This is a genomic window from Marinobacter sp. tcs-11 (genome assembly GCF_002049515.1).
GTDB lineage: Bacteria > Pseudomonadota > Gammaproteobacteria > Pseudomonadales > Oleiphilaceae > Marinobacter > Marinobacter nauticus.
Map to the genome: position 1 here is coordinate 16,539 of NZ_LLYU01000008.1, position 20,746 is coordinate 37,284.

Genomic DNA, 20,746 nt, shown 5'->3' on the forward strand with positions numbered 1-20,746 from the left:
CTCAGCCCTCCGCCGCACGGCCTTTCTGCGGGAATAGCCCGCGTGGCCGCTTTTGAATAAACAGGATGATCAGCACCAGCACCATGATTTTGGCGAGGACCGCCCCCGCCCAGGGTTCCAGCAGCTGGTTGATGGTGCCCAGGGAAAGCCCGGCAATGAGGGTGCCCCAGAGATTGCCCACGCCACCGAACACCACCACCATGAACGAATCGATGATGTAGTTCTGGCCCAGGTTGGGGCCGACGTTGGTGATCTGCGACAGGGCCACGCCCGCCAGCCCGGCCACGCCGGAGCCCAGGGCGAAGGTCATGATGTCCACTTTGGTGGCTTTGATGCCCATGGAGCGGGCCATGGCCCGGTTCTGGGTAACAGCACGGACTTCCAGACCCAGGCGGGTCTTGCGCATGATCAGCATCAGCCCGGCGAATACCACCAGGGCAAAGCCGATCACGTACAGGCGATTCAGGGTGAGTGACAACGCCTCGTTCACCATGATTGAGCCGCTCATCCACTCGGGCGTGACCACGGTGCGGTTGAGGGGGGAAATCACCGTACGCACCAGTTGCTGAAGAATCAGGCTGATGCCGAAGGTGGCCAGCAGGGTTTCCAGCGGGCGGCCTTTCAGGTACTGGATAACGCTGCGCTCAATGGCGATGCCCGCCAGCGCCGCCACCAGGAAACCGGCCGGGATGGACAGGATCAGGGCCAGGCCGGGCTGGCCCGGGAACAGCTGCTGCATGCCCCAGGTGGTGTAGGCCCCGAGCATGATCAGCTCGCCATGGGCCATGTTGATCACGCCCATCACACCAAACGTGATGGCCAGACCAATGGCGGCCAGCACCAGTACCGAGCCGAGAGACAGGCCAAAATACAGGGTCTCGGCAGCGCGGTTGAGTTTCAGTTTCTGTTCAATGCTGGCCAGGGCTTTTTCGGCCGCCGCCGCCAGCGCGGGGTCATCACTGTTCACAGCATTATTCAGGGCGGCACGCACGGTCGGGTTCAGGCTGCCGGACAAAGTGGCTACCGCCTCAACATCGCCCTGCTCCACCTGATAAATGGCCAGGGCATTGTTGAGCATGTCACGCACCTGGCCGTTGTCTTCCACCTGCAAACGGGCCTGGAGCTGGGTGGCCAGCGCTTCATTCACTTCGCCCAGCAGATTGCGCGCAGCATCGAGGCGTTGGCCTGGGTCGGCCACGGTCAGGTCGATCACCGAGAGGATGCCCTCGATGTCGGCCCGCAGGGCGTTGTTCACCCGCAGGCTTTGCAGATCCCGGCGCGACATTTCACCCAGGTCTTCGCCGGTCAGGGCGTCGGCGATCTGCCAGTTGCGGCCCCGGTTGTTAACCACAATTACCAGGGCACTGGTGTCTTCAATCATCGCGAGTTTGCCGTCGCGAACGGCTTCCAGCCAGCCCCGGGCGCGTTCGTCGCCGGTTTCGGAGAGGGCTTTGAGTAAGTCGGTTTTTTCAGCTTGCCCGGCTTCTACGAGCCGTTTCAGCAGCGCTTCGGGCGCATTCGTCTGCGCCTGGGCATTCGCCAGTGTGGCCCCTAGGGCCAGACAGACAGCCAATACCATCCTGGCGAGCAATCGGTGAATGCTCATGATTCATTCCTGTTGGCTTGGGAATTCGGGAGCGGTGCCGGGCAGGCTCAGGCCTGCCCGGCTGTGCCCGGTTGGAGCTTAGTTGGAGGCCACGTCAGCCGAGCCACCACCGCACTTGCCGGTGACCACGTTGAAGTTGCCGCAGCGCAGAGGCGCTCGCCAGTCACTGATCAGGTCCTTGGAACCTGGCAGGAAGTCAGACCAGGCATCGCCAGCCACGGTAGACGGGGTTTCCCAGACCACGGAGAACTGGCCGTTGTCCTGGATCTCGCCAATCAGCACCGGCTTGGTGATGTGATGGTTCGGCATCATGGTGGCGTATCCGCCGGTAAGGTTCGGTACGCTCACACCGATGATGGCGTCTTTCACTTCATCCACGTCGGTGGTGCCGGCTTTCTTCACCGCTTCAACGTACATGTTGAAACCGATGTAGTGGGCTTCCATCGGGTCGTTGGTCACGGCGGCATCGTCGCCCTTGTAGGCAACCCAGGCGTCGATGAAGTCGTAGTTGGCGTCGTTATCCACGCTCATGAAGTAGTTCCAGGCAGCCAGGTGGCCAACCAGCGGAGCGGTGTCGATGCCGGAGAGTTCCTGTTCACCCACGGAGAACGCAACCACGGGAATGTCGGTGGCGGAAATGCCCTGGTTGCCCAGTTCACGGTAGAAGGGCACGTTGGCATCGCCGTTGATGGTGGAGACCACGGCGGTCTTCTTGCCGGCGCTGCCGAACTTCTTGATGTCAGACACGATGGTCTGCCAGTCAGAGTGGCCGAAAGGCGTGTAGTTGATCATGATGTCGCCGGCGGCCACGCCTTTATCTTTCAGATAGGTTTCCAGAATCTTGTTGGTGGTGCGCGGATAAACGTAATCCGTTCCCGCCAGAACCCAGCGCTCAACACCCAGGTCGTTCATCAGGTAATCCACCGCGGGAATCGCCTGCTGGTTGGGCGCCGCACCGGTGTAGAACACGTTTTCAGACGATTCCTCGCCTTCGTACTGAACCGGGTAGAACAGCAGGCCGTTCAGTTCTTCTACCACCGGCAGAACGGATTTACGGGACACCGAGGTCCAGTTACCGAAGATCACGTCGACCTTTTCTTTCTCCAGCAGCTCACGGGCTTTCTCCGCGAACAGCGGCCAGTTGGAAGCTGGATCAACCACCACCGGCTCCAACTGGCGGCCAAGTACGCCACCGGCTTCGTTCTGCTTTTCGATCAGCATCAGCATGGTGTCTTTCAGTGCGGTTTCACTGATGGCCATGGTGCCGGACAGGGAATGGAGAATACCGACCTTGATGGGGTCTTCGGCGGCAAACGCGGTATTGATGGAACCGAGGGAGACAGACAGCGCCAATGCAGAGAGGCCCAGTTTCACGTGTTTTTTGATGCTCATGTTGTGCGTCCTTTTCGTTGGTTTTGGGTCGTCAAACGCAAACAGCCAATTGCATCCGCCGTTCCAACAACCAAAAAAGCACAGAAAAACATGACGTTAGATAAAAAAGAACGTGTCAAAACCGGATCTGCAATGAATTGGTGCGCCGTTTCAGGCCTCAATCCGGTGCTTCGGCCAACCCGCCGCCCTCAATTGGTGCAGGGCAGGCAAACCCCACTGCACCATCTGGTAGCGCTCTGATTTTCAGGCAATAAATTGCCCGCAAAAATACCCTGAAAACAATGAATTCAGGTTCACCGTAAAACTCACAGCTCTGTGGGATATCTCGCACAAACCGTCTGGCGGATGTCCGATTTTGCGAAATTTCATCCTCCGTAGAATGGTCACTGTCAGGGATGACAAGCCAGCACGGACGTTGGTTCACGGATGAGAACTCCACGGATTCGGAGTTGCCCGATGGATCAGGGCTACAGGGATGACTGCAAGGATGAAGTGCTCAGGATGATGCGCAGCCTGATGGATCAGGCAGGGGTCAGCCACGGAATTTGGGGACTACACGGACAGTAGTTCCTTTCCGTGCACTAAACCGCCCTCGCACCCACCTCCCCCTTTTTGTTCTGCACCGTTTTGAATCACCAATACTCTCAATGGGTTGTCGTGCCTGACTGTTCATAACAACGTTATTACACTCAGGAGTTCTCCGATGAAACCAACCTCATTTCTGGCCACCCTTGTTCTGTTTTTCAGCCTGATCACCGGCTCTGCAGCCTTCGCCAGCGAGCAGCCCGCCGTGAACATCAACACCGCCGATGTAGCCACTCTGGCGTCTCTGAGCGGCGTGGGTGAGAGCAAGGCCCAGGCCATTATTGAATACCGCGAAGCTAACGGCCCCTTTGCCAGCATTGAAGCACTGGCCGATGTGAAGGGTATTGGTGCGCGTACGGTTGAAAAGAATGCCGACCGCCTCGCCGTGAAATAAGCCCCGGGGCAGCACTGCTGCCCCTCCCCTTTCCCCTATGGCGCAACGCCATTGCCACTGCTAACCTTGCCCGCTTGTTTCTCCAACCCGGCAGTTTGTGATGATTCACGGAGCACTTCTTATTGCCCTGGCGGCTTTGCTATGGGCCACAACGGGGATTGTTGCCAAGTTTCTGTTCAACGGTACTGAACTGGAGGCCATCACCCTCGGTTTTCTGCGCCTGGTGGTGGCCTTGCCCTTTTTCTGGCTGTTGATGCGACGTGAACAGCGGCAGCTGGTGGCCCGCAATCCCGGCCAGACGGTACCCGCCAGCTCTTTGCGTTCTCTCAGCGGCAAGGCCATGCTCACCCTCACCGCCCTGGGGCTGTTCCAGGCGTTTTACCAGGGCAGCTACCTGTTGGCGGTGGACCTGACCGGGGCCGGCATTGCCACCCTGATTTCCCTGTGCCTGCCACCGGTTCTGGTGGCGATTCTGGCTGCCCCACTACTGGGCGAGAAACCTGGGCTGCTGACCATACTGGCCGCCATTGCTGCGATTCTGGGCACGGGCATGCTGGTGGTCAGTGACATGGACACAGCCGGCACCCTGCGACTGGCAGGCATTCTGATGGCGCTGCTGGCGGCGGCGGTATACACCGGCTTCACCCTGACCAGCCGCTACAACTCAACCGGCACACCGGTGTTTACCACCGCCTTTATCTGCTTTGGTACCGCCGCACTGCTGCTGTTGCCCGTGGTGGCCCTGAGTGGCGGCTTTGCGGGGCTGGAGACGATGGGGCTAAAGCACTGGCTGATGGTGCTGTACATTGGCGTGGTGCCCACCTGCATTGGCTATTTGCTGTTTTTTACCGGGATGAAGACCACGCCGGCGACGGTATCCAGCATTGTTGTCGTGCTCGAACCTTTGTTTATTGCCTTGCTGGCCTGGCTGATCCTGGGAGAGGAACTGGGGCCGATTGGCGTTGCCGGCGCGTTCATTCTGACGGTGGCGGTGATTGTCGCCTCGCGCTATGGCAAGGCGCCCAGCGCCAGCCAGGAAAGCTGAACGCCGGGGTCAGGAACAGCGTAGTGATCAGCTGTCCCTGCGCTGTTTTTCCAGCATGTCCGGCTGCAGGATCTCAATCCAGTAGCCGTCCGGGTCTTTGATGAAGGCCAGGCCTTTCATTTTGCCGTCGTCCGGTTTTTTCACGAATTCCACGCCCAGCTTTTCGAAGCGCTCACAGGCAGCGTAGACATCGGGCACGGCAATGCCGATATGGCCGAAGCCCTGGGGCTCATCATTGCCGTTGTGGTAGGCAAAGTCGGCATCGTCTTCGGTGCCCCAGTTATGGGTAAGCTCCAGCATCGCTTCCCGGCCAAAGGTGTAGGTAGTCCGGTGGCCATCATCGTTTGGCACAAACTGAGCCTGCTTGTCGTCCAGGTAGCCCAGGAAGTAGAGCGTGAACTTCATTTCCGGGAAATCCAGCTTGCGAACCAGGCGCATGCCCAGTACCCGGGTGTAGAAGTCCATGGAACGCTCTGGCTCCTTGATGCGCATCATGGTCTGGTTAAAGACATAGCCTTCGGTTTCGGGAACGGGGTCATCGTACAGGCCCGGGGCCTGCTCAAAATGCTTGGGCATGTTGGTTTCCCTTAGGTTTGGAGGATTCAAGCCATATACCTGCGTGCTACACAGCCAGATTTCAAGGTAGTGACCGGCATTACTCCGGCTGTGCTACACTCCCGCCGTTCCAAGTTTGTCTAACAACCCGACAGTGAGCAGACAGAGCCCCCCTATGGACTTTCAGGTGCCCAATACCCTGGCAGAGCAGATTGCCAATTTCCTGGCCGAACGCATCATGACCGGGCAGATCCGCCCCGGAGAGCGCATTCAGGAAGCCACGCTGGCCAACGAACTGAAAGTCAGCCGGGCCTCGGTTAAAGAAGCGCTCTACACTCTGGAGCGCTGGCACCTGGTGGAAATCACACCAAGGAAAGGCGCTTCAGCAACCCAGCTGAATGCTGAATACGCGTCGGAGCTCTACGACGTCTATATGCATTTGCTGATGATGCTGGCTTCGCGCCTGTGCGAGCGCTGGCAGGAGGCTGACAAAGACCGTTTACTGGTTGCGGTATCGCAGGTGGTCGAACGGATAAAAGAACCCCAACCCAATATCACCCGGGTGGTGGAAGCCAGCTTTAACGTGATGGAAGCTTGCTGCCAGGTCGTCGCCAACCCCTACCTGACCGAAGCGCTGTCCAACTTCAAACCTGCCGTGAGCCGAGCCTATTACCTGGGTGCAGACCGCTACCGCAAGGGCCTCGCAACCACCAGCACGTTTTTCTCGGAGTTGCCCCGGGCGGTGTTGGCGAGGGATGCGACCAAAGCCACTGAGCTGATCCGAGGCTTCGCCGAGCATCAGAAAAACCTCATCCGCCAGGCACTGGATTGAAACACCGGTCACGACTATTCAGGTTGTGACCAGCCTCACAGATCACCCCCGCCTTCAGGCTTAAAGTAACAATATGTAACTTTTAACGACCGCAGCTCTGGTTGTGTTGTCCCTGCGGCTGATCAGCACACGTCAGGTGTTCTGAATCAATCAATAACAACAAATCGTCGAATGAACCGGGGCCAACATGTCTTTCCTCATTCCTGAGGCCAGAAGATCCCTCGCCTGCCTGAGCCTGATGGCCGGCGCTTCATTAGCATTGCCTGCCATGGCCGAATTCCAGCCGCTGGATGACTCAACCCTGGCGGGTGTGACCGGCCAGGCCGGGGTCACCATTGAACTGGAAACCAAGCTCAATATTGATCACCTGATCTGGACCGATGAGGGCTCCCTGGGGATCAACGGCCTGAGATTGTCCGGCCAGAACGATACCGTGCTGGACAACATGAAGCTGACGATTGATATCGCGGGCAGTGGCGAAGTTCTGGAGCACGGTTTCTCCGAGATAGCACGCCGCGCCAACGCTGGCCTGCTCGATACCAGTAATCCCGATGTCGCGGACGCGCTGGCGAAATATTCCGTCGGTGGCAGTTTCGGCAAACAGTTCGACAGCGGCGACCTGGTGATCCATCTGGGGGCCAGCGATTACGGCGACCCCACCAGCCTGACCGACTATCTGCAGGCGGTGGATTTCGAACTGGCCATCGACAGTATTACCACCACCGGCAGTGAAGGCAGCGCCAGTCTGTTCTCAAACATCTTGCTGCAGGGCTACATCGGCCCCACCGATCTGGTTATCCGCAATAACGGCACCGACACTCGCACCCTGGCCAACGGCAACGTGGTGTCCGGCTCCGAACTCCAGCTCGATACCCATTTCGAAATCAGCAACGGCAGCCTGAACTGGGACGCAGCCGACGTGATCCTGCTGTTCAACTTCGCCGCCGTTGGCATTGAAGGGCTACAGATCCATAACCGCCGTGGCTCGGATACCCTGGGGCACTTTGGTATGGCCCATGCCAAGGCCAACCTGTCCCGGGGCACCAGTGCCGCTTCTGGCAAAGAAGGCCTTTCTGTACACGATGTGGAATTCCGGGCTGATATCGATATGCCGGTATTCCGCATGGGTGACACCAGCATCGGCTCGGTCCAGTTCACAGACTTTGCCATCACCAACACCAATCTGATGGTTTACGGTCACTAAGCCAAACTGGACAAGCACTGCCCTGCACAGGGTACACTGCCCGCCACCAACAGACGGGCAGAGCATGACCAACAGCACTGACAGCAACTACCAGAAACGGACTTCCTGGCGACGGCTTACGGCCTTCGCCCTGTTGTTTGTGGCCATGACCGGTGCCGGCCTGTATGCGGTTTACGACCGCTTCGCCGGCCGCAGTTTCCAGTTCGACGATCGCCTGCTTTCTCCCACCCTGCTGCTGCCGGTCGCTGCCCTGCTGGTTATCTATTTCATGGCCGATGGCCTGCGCCTGCACTACACCCTCAAGGCTTTGGGGCACCGGTTGCCATTGCGCAAGATCTTCCGGCTGGTGTTCATTAATCTGTTTTTCTCCAACGTAACCCCCATGGCCACCGGGGGCGGGTTTGCCCAGATCTGGTACCTCACCCGCCATGGAGTGCCGGTGGCCCGGGCCACGGCGGCTACCACCATTCGCACAGTGCTTGCGGTAGTCTTCATTTTTTCGCTGACGCCGGTCTTTCTATTGAGCCTGGAGGCGCTGGATGGCGGTATCTGGTCATCTGGCATTGGCACCGCACTGGCGGTGTTTGTGTCACTCTACCTGGGGTTCTTCGCCGTGTTGTTGTTCCGGACACGCTGGCTGATTCTGCCGTTGAGCGCTCTTGTCGCAGGCCTGCGCAAGGCACATCTGATCAACCACCGCCGGCACGACCGCTGGCAGTTCAAATTACGGCGGGAAATGCTGCGGTTTGCCCTGTGTTTCAGCGAATACCTCCGTGGCGCGCCACGGGACGTACTGCTGTCGGTAGTGTTCACCGCCGTGTTCCTGCTCAGCCTGTTCAGTTTTCCCGCCCTGCTGATTCACGGCCTGGGCTATGAGGTGGATTACCTGACCACTCTGGGCTTGCTGGTGGTAACCACCTTCATCATGTATTTCTCCCCCACTCCCGGGGCCTCTGGCATATCGGAAGGCGTGTTCGGCAGCTTCTTCCGGGATATCCTGTCGGGCAATCATCTGGTGCTGGTCACCATTGCCTGGCGTTTTCTCACTATCTACCTGGGCATGCTCATCGGTTTGCTGGTGATGCAGAGGGAACTGATCAAAAGCCACCGGAGGCCGGAATGATCCGTCGTAACCCGCTTAAACTGCTGTTCTATCTGTGCCTGGCCATTGTGGTGGCGCTGGTGGGCTACAAGGTGTACCTGAATTTCTTCAAACAGGACTTTGAGGCCCTGCACAGCGAGCAGGTTGAACGCATCCACCAACGCACCCCGCCGGGCTCCGGTATCCGTTTTGCGGTGGTGGGCAACATCAACAATTCCGTGGGCATCTTCGAGCGCCGGTTTATCCCGACCCTGAATCAGGCCGGTGTGGACTTTCTGGTGTCGTCCGGCAATGCCGTGAGCGGCGGTGGCGAGGATAAATACCGGGCACTGTATGGCACCTTGAGCCACCTGGACATTCCCTATCTGCTCACCTTCGGCCCGCACGAATACGAGAATTTTGGCAGTTTCCGGTTTTATGATCATTTCGGGCCCCATTTCTACAGCGTCCGGGCCGGCAACACCCGCCTGATCTTCCTGGACAGTACCGGCAAAACACCCTGGCGCTGGCAGATGCGCTGGCTCCGGGACCTGCTGGCCCACGACACCAGCAACGCCCATATCCTGTTTATTGGCCACCCGCTTCTGCAACCGGAAACCCCAGCCCTGTTCGACGATGAAGACGACTACCTGCAACCTCCCGCCTTCCGGGAGGAGCTGATGCAGCTGATTCGGGAGCAAGGCATCGACCTGGTGTTTTCGGCCAACCTGTCGCTCTTTGACGAGCAGGTGGTAGGTGGCACGCCCTACATCACCACCGGGGGTGCTGGCGGGCTGGTGCTGAATACGGAGGATAGCTTCTACCACTACGTGGACGTACGGGTCTCTCCAGACGGCGACGTCAGCTACCAGTTGGAGCGTCTGGAAGTGGGCCAGCATCCGGTCTGGAAGCGGCTGGAGAGCTTGTGGTTCTTCGTGTATTCCCTGTTCTACACCGGCTATCTGAACTTCATCCTGATCGTCTCGGTGTTTCTGGCGCTCACCATCAAGCTTTACCAGATCATCTTCATCGGCAAGGACTATTACCCGGATTACGATCTGGACCCCACTCCGTGGCTGGAAAAGCCGTTGCGGGTCACCATGTTCACCAACAACTATCTGCCTTTCATTGGCGGGGTTCCGATTTCCATTGAACGGCTGCGCCGGGGGCTGGAACATCTAGGGGATAGCACCCAGATTGTCGCGCCCCGGTATCGCGACCAGCCCAGCCATGAAGATGCGGTAGTGCGGGTACCATCACTGCTGGCCATGGGCGAGAAACGGGAATTCCGTCTGGCCAATATTTTCCTGGCCCGTATCCGCAAGCAGGTACGGGCCTTCCGGCCGGATGTGATTCACCTGCATCATCCGTTCTGGCTGGGTAGTCTGGGGCTGTTTATGGCCCGTCAGCTGCGGATTCCGGCCATCTATACCTATCACACGCGGCTGGAGCACTACGCTCACTTTGTGCCCCTGCCCGGGATGCTGTTCCGGAACCTGATTTCCCACGCGCTGATCAAACGCTTCGCCAACCGCTGCGATGGCGTGATCGTGCCTACCTACTCCACCGAGGAATACCTGCGGATGATCGGGGTGACCACGCCCACCTTCGTACAACCAACGGGTATTGAGTACGAGCGCTTCCAGGCTGTGAAGCCCGCAGACGTGGAGGCACTCCGGAAAAAACTGGGGCTGAGCAACGAGAAAGTCTTTATCAGCGTGGCCCGGCTTTCCAACGAAAAGAACATCGACTTCATGATCGAAGCCATCGACCGGCTGCGGCAGGAAAGCGACGTGCCGTTCCGGTTTCTGATGATTGGCGATGGCCACCAGCGGGACCGGCTGCAGAAGAAAATTGACAGCCTGGAGCTGGGCTCGCACTTCACCCTGGTGGGGGCGGTTCAGCCGGAGGAGATGGCGCTCTGGTATAACCTTGGCGATGCTTTCCTGTTTGCTTCCAAATCCGAGACCCAGGGCATGGTGATTCTGGAAGCCATGTCTGCCGGGCTGCCGGTCGTGGCGGTTCGCTCCAGTGGCATTGAAGACGTGGTTCGGGACGGCCTGAACGGCTACAAGACTCCGGAAAACCAGGCCCGCTGGATTGAGAAGGCCCGACAGCTGCTGGAGAACGACGACCTGCGCACCGAGCTGTCTGAAAAAGCCCGGGCGTTTGCCGCGGATTATTCCATTGAGCAATTTGCCAGGGATGTCCGGGGCATTTACGCAACCAGTCTGGCGGCCCGGGAGAAACGCAACAAAACGTCTTCATGAGTACCTTGGGTGCATTGCTCTGATCGGTTTACACTGAATCAACGTAAGCGGTATCAGTAACGTCACTTTTGTGTATTGGAGAAGCCTGTGAGCGGTATACCGGTTGGCATCAGCACTTGCCTGTTGGGCAAGGAAGTTCGGCACGACGGCGGCCACAAACACTCCCGCTACTGCACCCAGGTGCTGGCAAAGCACTTCGAGTTCCGCTCTATCTGTCCGGAACTTGAAGCCGGCCTTGGCGTTCCCCGCCCCGCCATTCATCTGCGGGAGCATGAAGACGGTCTTCATCTGGTGGAAAGCAAGGGCAGCAAAGACCACACCGAAGGCATGCAGAACTTCATTGCCGAGGTGCTACCCTCACTGGCCAACCTTCGCGGCTACATCCTGATGGCGAAATCGCCCAGTTGCGGCATGGAACGCATCAAGATTCACAACGCCGAAGGCAGTTTCATGCACAGAGATGGCCGCGGCATGTTCGCCGAGGCGCTGATGAAAGCCTACCCGCTGATGCCGGTGGAAGAGGAAGGCCGCCTGCACGATGACATGCTGCGGGAAAACTTCATTGAACGGGTGTTTGCCTACGACGACTGGATGCAGAACGTGGCAGGCGAAAACCTGACCAAGCAGGCGCTGATTGATTTCCACACCCGCCACAAGTTCACCCTGCTGGCCCATTCCGAGAAGATCTACCGGCAACTGGGCCCGATGCTGGGCGACCTCAAATCCGAACCTCTGGAACAGATTGCCGACCGCTACATCCATCGGTTCATGGAAGCCATGACCCAACGCGTAAGCCGTGGCTCCCATGTGAATGCCATGCAGCATCTGCTGGGCTTTCTGAAAGAAGGCATGTCGGCCGAGGAAAAAACGGTGCTACTGGAGCAGATCGAGGCCTATCGGCGCGGTGAAATACCTCTGGTGGTGCCCATGACCCTGCTGCGCCTGGCCCAACGCAAGGAACCAGTAGACTACCTGCACTCCCAGAAATACCTGACGCCCTACCCGGACGAACTGGGCCTGAGAAACAACGTATAACCCCAAAAACAAACGGGGCAGAGGATTCTTCCCCTGCCCCGTTTTTGTTTGTGGCTACCGGGTGTGTCAGAACCCGTACAGCAACGACAACGAGGTTTCTGTATCAGTCTTGTCGGTACCGGCGGGCGCATCGGATACATGCTTTACCCGGAACGCCGCTTTCATCGACAGCGACCCCACGATACTGGTCTGCAGGGCCGTTTCGGACTGGCTGATGGTGTTGTTCTCATCCAGTCCAATTTCGGTACTGAGCTTCTGCCGGAACAGGGCGGTGTCGGATAAGGCGTAGTCGAAATGGGCGGCTAATCTTGCGATCGCTTCCTTTTCGGCGTCGTCGCCATCGTCATTCACCTCTTCAAGCTTGTTATACCGATAACCCAGACCCGCCGAAAGGTCGAGGAACGATCGCTCTCCCACCTGCCAGACGCGGTTTCCGTAACCAGTGCTCAAGGTAGACTCGAAATCGTAACCGGAGAAACGATCGTCTTCCCAGGAACCTCTGACAAACCAGTATTGTTGCTCATCGAACTTGTAGTCGGATTCCAGCGCAACCTGATACTCCTCTGCCGTGGTTTCTTCATCGGCTTCGGTGTATCGGGAGCTGAACTCGCCGGTATTTCGCCATGTTGGCGTCTCGTGTTTCAGGGCCAGCCTACCATTCACCTTGGTTTCTTCGGTGTTGCCAGAGGTCAGCAAAATGCCAAGCTCAGCCTCACCTTCGACGTTGCCGCTTTCCTGGGCCCAGGCCACGGGGGCCACCACCAGGCAGGCAACCGCCAGGGGTTTTCTGATCAACATACTATCTCCTTACTCAGGGGCTGTTAATTCACAACAGACTTACGCTGCTTTTCCCCCTCCAGACTCCTGCGCGCCTGTGCTTCCCGTTCGGCCTTCTTGCGGGCCTTTCGCTCAGCAATAATGCGTGCGGCCTCGCCGCCGACGTGTTCTTCTCCCCGCTCACGGGCCAGGCGCATCTGGCGCTCACGCTCCTTGAAACGGGCTTTCTGTTCTTCGGTCAGGCTGTCGATGCACTGGTGGCAACTGACACCCTGTTCGTATTCCGGGCGCTGCTTGTCGGCCTCGGTAATCGGCCGGCGACAGGCGTGGCACTGGTCGTATTCGCCACGTTCCAGGTTGTGATTCACCGTTACCCGGTCGTCAAATACGAAACACTCACCCTGCCACAGACTCTGCTCCTGAGGAACCTCTTCCAGGTACTTCAGGATGCCGCCCTTGAGGTGATACACCTCTTCGAAGCCCTGCTCTTTCAGATAAGCCGTAGACTTCTCGCAGCGGATACCGCCGGTGCAGAACATGGCAACTTTCTTATGCTTCTGCGGGTCGAGGTTCTGCTTCACATACTCGGGAAACTCGCGGAAGGTGTCAGTGGCCGGATTGACGGCGTTTTTGAAAGTGCCGATCTCGACTTCGTACTGGTTACGGGTGTCGACCAGCAGCACTTCCGGGTCTGAAATCAGGTCGTTCCATTCTTTGGGGTCTACGTAGGTACCAACCACCCGTTTCGGGTCGATGCCTTCTACGCCCATGGTGACGATTTCTTTCTTGAGTTTGACCTTGGTGCGCTTGAACGGCTGGAATTCCACGAAGGATTCTTTGTAATCCACGCCTTCAAAGCGGTCGTCGCTGGCGATCCAGGTTTTGACGGCGTCGATGCCTTCACGGCTGCCGGCGATGGTGCCGTTGATGCCTTCACGGGCCAGCAGCAGGGTGCCGTGGACGCCTTTTTCCAGCATCAGGTTCAGCAAGGGCTGGCGTAGATCTTTGTAATCATTGAGGACTGCGAACTTGTAGAGTGCGCAGACGACGATTTCGTTGCTCATGGTTTTCTCCTGCGGGCCGGATCGTAAATCCGGAGCATGGTTTGATCATTGTCACGGCCGGTGGGCGCGAGGGGGCAAAGTTTAATCAACCGCGCCCCCGATGCAAGTTGGGGATGGCCGCATTACTCCGCTTTGGCCAACTCCCGTTCTACAACCGCCGACAACTGGCCCCAGCCGGGCCGGGTCAACTGGATGTTATCGACCATGACGGTCGGCGTGCTGGCAACCCGGAGCTGGACGGCCACTTGCAGGCTTTGCTCGACGGCTTCCCGATGCAGTTCGGTTTCCATGCAGCGGCGAAAGCGGCGTTCTTCCAGGCCAAGGTCGTTGGCGTAGCGGGTGAAGGTCGCCGTCGGGTCGTTGGAGCCACTCCAGTCCAACTGGGAACCGTAAAGTTTGTCGTGCATGGCCCAGTACTGGTCCTGATCACCCGCACAACGGGCGGCCAGAGCGGCGGGCATGGCGTTCTGGTGCTGGCGCAGAGGCAGGTCGAAATAGACGAAACGGACTTTGCCGGTTTCCACATATTCCTTCTTGAGGCGCTGGCTGGCTTCGGCGAAGCGGGCGCAGGCCGGGCACTGGTAGTCGGCGAACTCGCGAACGACAACCGGAGCGTCTTCGTTGCCAACGGAAATGCCGTACTGGTCAACAATGGCCGGGAATTCATCGGCGTTGGGGGCCGCCACGGGCAGTGCGTCGGAGCTGGGAGCCGGTGGTTTGGTGACGAAGTACAGGCCAGCGATGACGGCCACCCCGATCACCAGTGACAGTACGATGATCAGTGATTTGCGGCCCTGCGTGTTGCGTGGCGAGGGGGCGCCGGTCTGTTTGCGTCGTTTTGCTTCACCCATGACGGGCTCCTTGTCTGGAGGTTGATTACATACTATCTCAGAAAACCGGTTTCGCGGCTCTGCGGGAACAGGCTAAGATCCCCCATAGCTTGAGAAAGTTCCAATAAAAATCAAGGACTCAACATGCCAATTCCTGCACAACTCAACAATGCACTTCGTCTTCCATTGATTGCCGCCCCCATGTTTCTGATCTCCTCGCCCCGCCTGGCCCTTGCCTGCTGCAAAGCCGGCATCGTAGGCAGCTTTCCGGCCCTGAACCAGCGCAGCAGTGAGGGTTTCGAGCAATGGCTGGTGCAGATGAATGACGAGCTGGCGCAATGGCAGGCGCAGCAACCAAGCGCGACAATCGCGCCCTATGCCGTGAATCTGGTGGTTCACCGCACCAACCCGCGCTGGCAAGCGGATCTTGAGCTGTGCGTAAAGCATCAGGTGCCAATTGTCATTACCTCCCTGGGCGCGGCCAGTCAGGTGGTGGAAGCCGTGCACAGTTACGGCGGGCTGGTATTCCACGATGTCACCAATCAGAAACACGCCCGCAAGGCGGCGGAAGCCGGGGTGGATGGCATCATCGCCGTCAGCGCCGGCGCCGGTGGCCATGCCGGCACCACCAATCCGTTTGTACTGGTGCACGAAATCCGTGAGGTGTTCGATGGCACCATTTTGCTGGCCGGCGGTTTGTCGCACGGAGAGGATCTGTTGGCAGCCCAGGCATTGGGGGCGGATCTGGCCTATATGGGCACACGGTTTATCAATACCGAGGAATCGGAAGCGGAAGATGCCTATCGGAACATGATCATCGAAGCCGTATCAGCGGATATCATCTATACCCCGGCGGTGTCCGGTGTACCGGCCAGTTTTATGCGCCAGAGTCTGGAAGCCGCTGGCTTTGATATGCAGAAGCTGAACCAGGCCGGCGATGTGAATTACGGCGAGAAGCTCAAGCCCATGGACGATGAAGCCAAAGCGTGGAAGACCGTCTGGTCAGCCGGCCAGGGCGTGAGCCAGATTCATGATGTGGTGTCGGTTGAAGCATTGGTTCAGCGCCTGGAAGCGGAGTATCAGCAGGCCCGTTCACGCCTGATGGGGTGATTCCGGATAGCGGTTGGCGAAGGCCTGAAGTTCAGGGAAGAAGGCCAGAAAATGGCCTTCCAGTTCGGCTTCGTTGTCCCGAATTTCGTCGATGATGCCGGTAAACCGGTTGGCAAAGCGGATCCGGCCGGCCACGCGGTCGAGGGCATAACCGATGTTATCCAGATCCTGATAGGCGCCAAACCAGTCGTGTTCGACCATGCGGCGGGTCACCACCGCCATGTTGTCGGGCATCAGCGCCTGGTGGCTTTGCAGTTCCCGGTATACGGTCCGGATGAAGGTATCTTTATCCCAGTCGCTGAACTGCTCCCAGTGCCGGAGCAGGAAGTGGTCGTAGAGGATATCCAGGGCCACTCCAGCAAAGCGCCGGCGCTCTTTTGAGAACAGGCTTTTGCTGGCCAGCACCTGCGGATGCTGGTCGGTGAATACATCAACCGCCAGGTGGTGCCGCACGCCTGCAAGCACCGGCGACGGCACATGATCCCAGTCCAGTCCCCGGGTGAAATCCCCGAGGATACTGCCCACTCTCGCCTCCGGTGAGTCCGGTGCGAGGAAGGTGTGGGCGAGGTGGTTCATGGCTCAGTCTTCGCTTTCCAGTTCGATTTCATCGGCCACGAAGTTGCCCGGTGTTGGCTCACGATACTCTACTTCAAGTACCGGCCGCTGCCCGGCATCGAAGGCATCAATCAACTCGTCGCGGCTGGTGCCTTCAAACTGGGTATTTATCGTGGTTTGCACATCAATTCCCAGTACCGTGAACACAGTCCCCTGCACGTGCGTGAGCTGACCCTGGCTTTCATATTCACGATCCGCCGCTGGCCCATTGTCTTCCTCATTGCGCTCAACCTTTATCGCTTCAAGCACAACGCCAGAGCCGGACTGCCGCTCAATCCCTTCCACTTCCAACTGATAACTGCCGTTCAGGTCCGCCAGTTTCAGACGCAGATCGCTGTCATCGTCGGTGATGATCGTCCGTGGCGTGAGCTGCACCAACACACCACCAACCCGGAAGGTCTGGTCGTTGAAGTTGAGCGTGTTGACGTCGAGGACACCGTCTACTGACGCGTTGCCCTCCCGAGCTTCAATTTCTTCAGCCAGTACGGAGCCATTGTCCTGGAAATCCCCCTCAACCTGTATCAGCATGCCGGCAGTCAGATCCGAGGCCGACAAGCCATCATCAAACTCGGTGTTATCGTCGACAAAGACGATCAGGCCGTTGATGTGGAAGGATCGGGTCGATGCGTTGTAGTCGGTGCTCACAGGGCCTGAAAACTCAATGTCATCGCCGGAGCCCCGACGGTAGCGACGGGTTTCGCCTTCGTCGATTTCCCGGGCAATCAATACGCCATTGGAGATCGTACCTTCGGCCTCCACCAGCAGAAGATCGGCCAGATCGGCTTCCGTCAGCGACCCGGCGAACGCGCTGTCAGTGTAAGAGACCGACTGCCCGTTAATGCTGAACTGATTCAGATTCAGCTGCAATGAACCCTCGTCAATGCGGCCTTCAATCTCTACGTTGGTTTCGTCCTGCGTCATCAAACCAATGTGGCTTGCCCGGTACCGGCCGTTGGGGTCCGGCTCACGCCAGCCACTGATGCGCACGAAAGCGCCGTCTGCCAGGGTTTCAAGCGCAATGTCCTTGAACACCGTCTGCTGGTCGGCAACCACAGTCTGTCCGTAGATGGTGAACTGCACCGATTCGACCATACCGTCGGCATCCAGGGTCTGGGTCAGATTGGCGACAAGACCACGGAAGGTATCGTCGTACTCGACCGACTCCGCATTCCCCCGGCCATCAACCCGCCACTCGCCTTCGATCCTCAGGATCATGCCTTCCTGTAACTGGTCTTCACGCTCAATGCCGTCATCACTGCTGACGCGACCATCCGTCTCAAACTTCACGCCATTGACGAAGACACTGCCGAAACCGGAAACCGGCCCAACGCTGGAGCCAGTGCCTCGGATGCCGCCGTCGGCAACGTCGACACCACCGCCACCACCGCCGCAGGCACTCAACACGCCGAGTGCGATCGGTGCGGCGGCCAGTTTCAGCATTCTGTGAAGCGTTACTGCTCTGAACATTATTCTCTCCTGCAGGCCATCCGGGCCCGCCACTGATTGTCAGCTGTCGTTGTGGCGTCGTCGTAGCTTGTCGATGTCAACAAAATCATCGTAATTGCCCAGGCTCAGTGAACCGGTAGCACCCCAGGGAGCATAAGCGCTTCTCTTTAACAGAACGTGACCGCTCTCCAGGGTTTCCACAATGCCCTTTCGAAGCAGTTCCGCAAGCACGACAGAAGGCACCAGGTTTGGGTTGGCAATTTGCACCAGGTCAACAAAGGAATGGGGTTCATGGGGCGTTGCAAGCACCACCCTCGGGTGGTTCTGCTCATCCAGGAAATGCTCGGAACTCAGCCAGTATCTCACCACCTGACGGGCGCCCGGTGAAAGCAGCATGCTGACCAGTTCGGTGGTTTGCCAGCGCGGGGGCTGTCCGGTCGGGACATTAAGAGCCATCATCATTCGTCTCCGCTCTTGTTCGTCTGAACCGGCTCTTCAAAATAGAAAATGCTGACGCCGGTCCGTACCGATTCGCCGCCCTCCTGGCCGGATACTCCCCGGTCGTGAGGCCCTAACCAGCTGTCCAGATCTTCCAGCAGGGCCTGGGACTGCCTTGCGGCTTGTTCACGCCACGCAGTAATCACCTCTGGTGGTATTTCATTATAGGTCAGGGTGCGCTGGAACAGCGGCTCACGCCCGACATCCCGACTCACCAGATTGTGATCAATAGTGGCTACAAGATCAGATACGTCCTCTCCGAAGATCTGGAGCATTTCTTCGCTGTCTCCGGCCGGCACATACGCCCGCTGTTTCAGGATCAGGAACCCATTATCCGGCTCAACCGCGACTACCCCCACCCGCTGGAGCTCATCCAGTACCGCTCTGGGAGTCATATCGCCACTGTATTTTCGAACCAGCTCACTGAAGCTCCCGGCGCCCTCGAATGCCAGCACCGCGGGCTGTCCATTCGCAGCCTGATAGGTCTCATCGTGCACCCATCCGGACACCACACGCGAAGCGCGATTGGCATGAGAGGTTCGTTCGCTGACCGGGCTTTGCCCCGCCAATATCTCTCGTTGTTTTCGCACTTCTTTGCGGGTCAGGCCTGTCATCACTGCCGCTCTGGAATCGGTTGGTTTGCGGCGCCCGTCAGAGAAATCCTCCAACGCAGCCTCCACATACGCCCTTTTCACCAGCTCAGAGAATTCGCCGAACGGTACGCCATTGCGCAACAGCAGTCTGGCCATGGGGCGCAAAATGCGGAACAGCGCTTGGTGCAGGGGATTGGATTTGGCATCAGTCATGTTTGGGATTGTATTCCCATCTTGCCCCGGAAAACCAGACACAGGTTGCGGTATCCCCCGCAACCTGTGTCCTTCAACCTCAGTTTTCGGGGTTTGCGGTCAACACATACTCTCCGCCGATGGTCTGGTCGTACTCAACCTCGGCTTCATCACCAACCTGAAGACCCGCAACGCTGAAGTCATTCAGCAGGATTTCCAGATTCATCACGGTCAGTGACGTATCAGAAATGGCATCGATTCTGGCCTCCAGCTCAAAGTTATCATCTTCGTCGCTGTCTTCCCGCTCAATGGTGAAGGCTTCGAGGTAATCAGTACGCTGACGACCTTCCACCTCGACATAGTCCCCAACGCTGAAGGCGTTGATGTCATCAACCCGATTACGCAGGTCGTTATCACTGTCATCATCGTCGATCAGGGTATTTGCGGTGAGTTGAACGCGAACGCCACTGACCACCAGCAATTCACTGTCCAGATCGATCTCCTGGATGATGCCGTCCAGTTCCGCATCGCCTTCCTGGCCTTCCACTTCTTCCGCCAGCAGGGTGTTGTTGCGGAAATCACCCTCGACTTTCACGAACACGCCATCCTGGAGGCTGCCCTCGCTGATGTCGTCAAACTCGGTCTCAGCGTTTAGCTGCACCAGAACGCCATTAATCCGGAAGGTGCGGGCAGACGCATCGAAATCGTAGATATCACCGGAAATTTCAACGTCGTCGTTATCGTCAAACAGGTCGTCCTCATCATCAATTTCTTCGGCGAGCAGGACATCGCCGTCTGCGTTGAGCTGACCTTCCACTTCAACCGCGAGCCCGTTCTCCAGTTGGTCCAGACTGAAATCGTCATCCGCGACCGCGCTGGTGTAATCCACTGTAAAACCGTTGATGGTGAAGGTATGCAACTGCGCATCCAGGTTCTGGACCACGCCTTCAAGTTCAGCCTCATTCACATCGTCAAAATCCGAGCCCAGCAGACGAGCACCCACGAAGCTGGCCCGGAAGCTGCCGTCATCCAGCCGCCAGCCGCTTACCCGAACCCGATAGTTGGCAGGCGCCGCCGCAAGCTCAACCGGTGTGGCTCCGCGGAATACCGTCTGGTTGTTAAGCACAACCACCTGCCCCAGCAACTCCAGCTGTCCGGTGCTGGCAGTGGCATCCCAGGTTGCCGCAACCAGCGGCCCCCTCAGGGTGTCGTCATAGAACACAGCGTCGGCCTGGCCCTGGCCCCGCTCGTCCCAGCCACCTTTGATTTTCAGCACCATGCCTTTTTCAAGCTGGCCCTCACGCTCAATGCCGTCGTCACTGCTAACGCTGCCATCGGTCGCAAACCGGGTTCCGTTGACATACACGCTACCAAAACCGGTCACCGCACCAACGCTGGTGCCCTCGGCATTGCCACTCGCACCCACTGAACCGGAGGAGCCGGAGCCACCGCCACCACAGGCGGCCAGACCGCCGGCCAAGGTACCAACCAGAACCAACTTGATCGCTTTTGAAAGTCCGTTGCGCTTCATCTTCCTTCTCCCGACTGATTTGACAGAATCCGGCGCATTTTTCAGCGCCACAATAATTGGGATATTTTTCCCAAACAATTAAATGGGAAAA

At 58.1% G+C, this 20,746-nt stretch carries 19 protein-coding genes; 8 read left to right on the forward strand and 11 right to left on the reverse strand.

Going from position 1 to position 20,746, the window contains the following annotated elements; all coding sequences use genetic code 11:
- Position 1 precedes the first annotated feature (1 nt).
- Positions 2–1,606, reverse strand: coding sequence for an urea ABC transporter permease subunit UrtB (gene urtB, locus ARC85_RS10505; protein WP_286714820.1), 1,605 nt, complete (start codon positions 1,604–1,606; stop codon positions 2–4).
- A gap of 78 nt (positions 1,607–1,684) precedes the next feature.
- Positions 1,685–2,998 carry an urea ABC transporter substrate-binding protein gene (gene urtA / locus ARC85_RS10510; protein WP_219193662.1) on the reverse strand — a complete coding sequence of 438 codons (1,314 nt, stop codon included), beginning with the start codon at positions 2,996–2,998 and terminating at the stop codon, positions 1,685–1,687.
- A gap of 703 nt (positions 2,999–3,701) precedes the next feature.
- Here urtA and ARC85_RS10515 point away from each other — a divergent pair.
- The gene (locus ARC85_RS10515; protein WP_286714821.1) at positions 3,702–3,977 is read left to right on the forward strand and encodes a ComEA family DNA-binding protein; all 276 of its coding nucleotides are present in this window, start codon (positions 3,702–3,704) and stop codon (positions 3,975–3,977) included.
- A gap of 100 nt (positions 3,978–4,077) precedes the next feature.
- Positions 4,078–5,022 carry a DMT family transporter gene (locus tag ARC85_RS10520; RefSeq protein ID WP_286714822.1) on the forward strand — a complete coding sequence of 315 codons (945 nt, stop codon included), beginning with the start codon at positions 4,078–4,080 and terminating at the stop codon, positions 5,020–5,022.
- 27 nt (positions 5,023–5,049) lie between these two features.
- Here the strand turns inward: ARC85_RS10520 and gloA are convergent, their stop codons facing one another.
- Positions 5,050–5,598, reverse strand: coding sequence for a lactoylglutathione lyase (gene gloA / locus ARC85_RS10525; protein ID WP_286714823.1), 549 nt, complete (start codon positions 5,596–5,598; stop codon positions 5,050–5,052).
- A gap of 154 nt (positions 5,599–5,752) precedes the next feature.
- Here gloA and ARC85_RS10530 point away from each other — a divergent pair, with 154 nt between their 5' ends.
- The 5 genes from ARC85_RS10530 (at position 5,753) to ARC85_RS10550 (ending at position 11,999) form a co-directional block, all read left to right on the forward strand.
- Positions 5,753–6,409 carry a GntR family transcriptional regulator gene (locus tag ARC85_RS10530; protein WP_286714824.1) on the forward strand — a complete coding sequence of 219 codons (657 nt, stop codon included), beginning with the start codon at positions 5,753–5,755 and terminating at the stop codon, positions 6,407–6,409.
- Positions 6,410–6,596: 187 nt separating this feature from the next.
- Complete coding sequence (locus tag ARC85_RS10535; RefSeq protein ID WP_286714825.1) at positions 6,597–7,613, forward strand: DUF6160 family protein; 1,017 nt, start codon at positions 6,597–6,599, stop codon at positions 7,611–7,613.
- Positions 7,614–7,677: 64 nt separating this feature from the next.
- Positions 7,678–8,736 (forward strand): lysylphosphatidylglycerol synthase transmembrane domain-containing protein, encoded by a 1,059-nt coding sequence (locus ARC85_RS10540; RefSeq protein WP_286714826.1) that lies wholly within the window; start codon positions 7,678–7,680, stop codon positions 8,734–8,736.
- Positions 8,733–10,964, forward strand: coding sequence for a glycosyltransferase (locus tag ARC85_RS10545; protein ID WP_286714827.1), 2,232 nt, complete (start codon positions 8,733–8,735; stop codon positions 10,962–10,964). Before ARC85_RS10540 ends, ARC85_RS10545 begins: the two co-directional genes overlap by 4 nt.
- A gap of 87 nt (positions 10,965–11,051) precedes the next feature.
- Positions 11,052–11,999, forward strand: coding sequence for a YbgA family protein (locus ARC85_RS10550; protein ID WP_153740705.1), 948 nt, complete (start codon positions 11,052–11,054; stop codon positions 11,997–11,999).
- 66 nt (positions 12,000–12,065) lie between these two features.
- Here ARC85_RS10550 and ARC85_RS10555 read toward each other — a convergent pair whose 3' ends face one another.
- From ARC85_RS10555 to ARC85_RS10565, 3 genes are all read right to left on the reverse strand, one after another.
- Complete coding sequence (locus ARC85_RS10555; RefSeq protein WP_153740704.1) at positions 12,066–12,797, reverse strand: DUF481 domain-containing protein; 732 nt, start codon at positions 12,795–12,797, stop codon at positions 12,066–12,068.
- A gap of 23 nt (positions 12,798–12,820) precedes the next feature.
- Positions 12,821–13,840: an oxygen-dependent tRNA uridine(34) hydroxylase TrhO gene (trhO, locus tag ARC85_RS10560; protein ID WP_286714828.1), complete on the reverse strand. Its 1,020-nt coding sequence runs from the start codon at positions 13,838–13,840 to the stop codon at positions 12,821–12,823.
- 122 nt (positions 13,841–13,962) lie between these two features.
- On the reverse strand, positions 13,963–14,691 hold the full coding sequence (locus ARC85_RS10565; protein WP_286714829.1) for a DsbA family protein: 729 nt from the start codon (positions 14,689–14,691) through the stop codon (positions 13,963–13,965).
- Positions 14,692–14,814: 123 nt separating this feature from the next.
- Between ARC85_RS10565 and ARC85_RS10570 the strand changes: the two genes are divergently transcribed.
- Positions 14,815–15,780 (forward strand): NAD(P)H-dependent flavin oxidoreductase, encoded by a 966-nt coding sequence (locus ARC85_RS10570; protein ID WP_286714830.1) that lies wholly within the window; start codon positions 14,815–14,817, stop codon positions 15,778–15,780.
- On the opposite strand, the gene ARC85_RS10575 is transcribed toward ARC85_RS10570, so the two are convergent.
- The 5 genes from ARC85_RS10575 to ARC85_RS10595 form a co-directional block, all read right to left on the reverse strand.
- A complete protein-coding gene (locus ARC85_RS10575) occupies positions 15,763–16,356 on the reverse strand; it encodes an acyl carrier protein phosphodiesterase (RefSeq protein WP_286714831.1) in 594 nt (197 codons plus the stop codon). The genes ARC85_RS10570 and ARC85_RS10575 overlap by 18 nt on opposite strands.
- Positions 16,357–16,359: 3 nt before the next feature.
- Positions 16,360–17,862, reverse strand: coding sequence for a DUF5666 domain-containing protein (locus ARC85_RS10580; RefSeq protein WP_286714832.1), 1,503 nt, complete (start codon positions 17,860–17,862; stop codon positions 16,360–16,362).
- A 39-nt stretch (positions 17,863–17,901) separates the two neighbouring features.
- Entirely contained in the window at positions 17,902–18,303 is a 402-nt protein-coding gene (locus ARC85_RS10585) for a hypothetical protein (RefSeq protein WP_014422396.1), read from the reverse strand.
- Positions 18,300–19,145 carry a DUF6502 family protein gene (locus ARC85_RS10590; protein ID WP_023008538.1) on the reverse strand — a complete coding sequence of 282 codons (846 nt, stop codon included), beginning with the start codon at positions 19,143–19,145 and terminating at the stop codon, positions 18,300–18,302. Before ARC85_RS10590 ends, ARC85_RS10585 begins: the two co-directional genes overlap by 4 nt.
- Before the next feature lie 79 nt (positions 19,146–19,224).
- Positions 19,225–20,655: a DUF5666 domain-containing protein gene (locus tag ARC85_RS10595; protein WP_199452450.1), complete on the reverse strand. Its 1,431-nt coding sequence runs from the start codon at positions 20,653–20,655 to the stop codon at positions 19,225–19,227.
- Positions 20,656–20,746 lie beyond the last annotated feature (91 nt).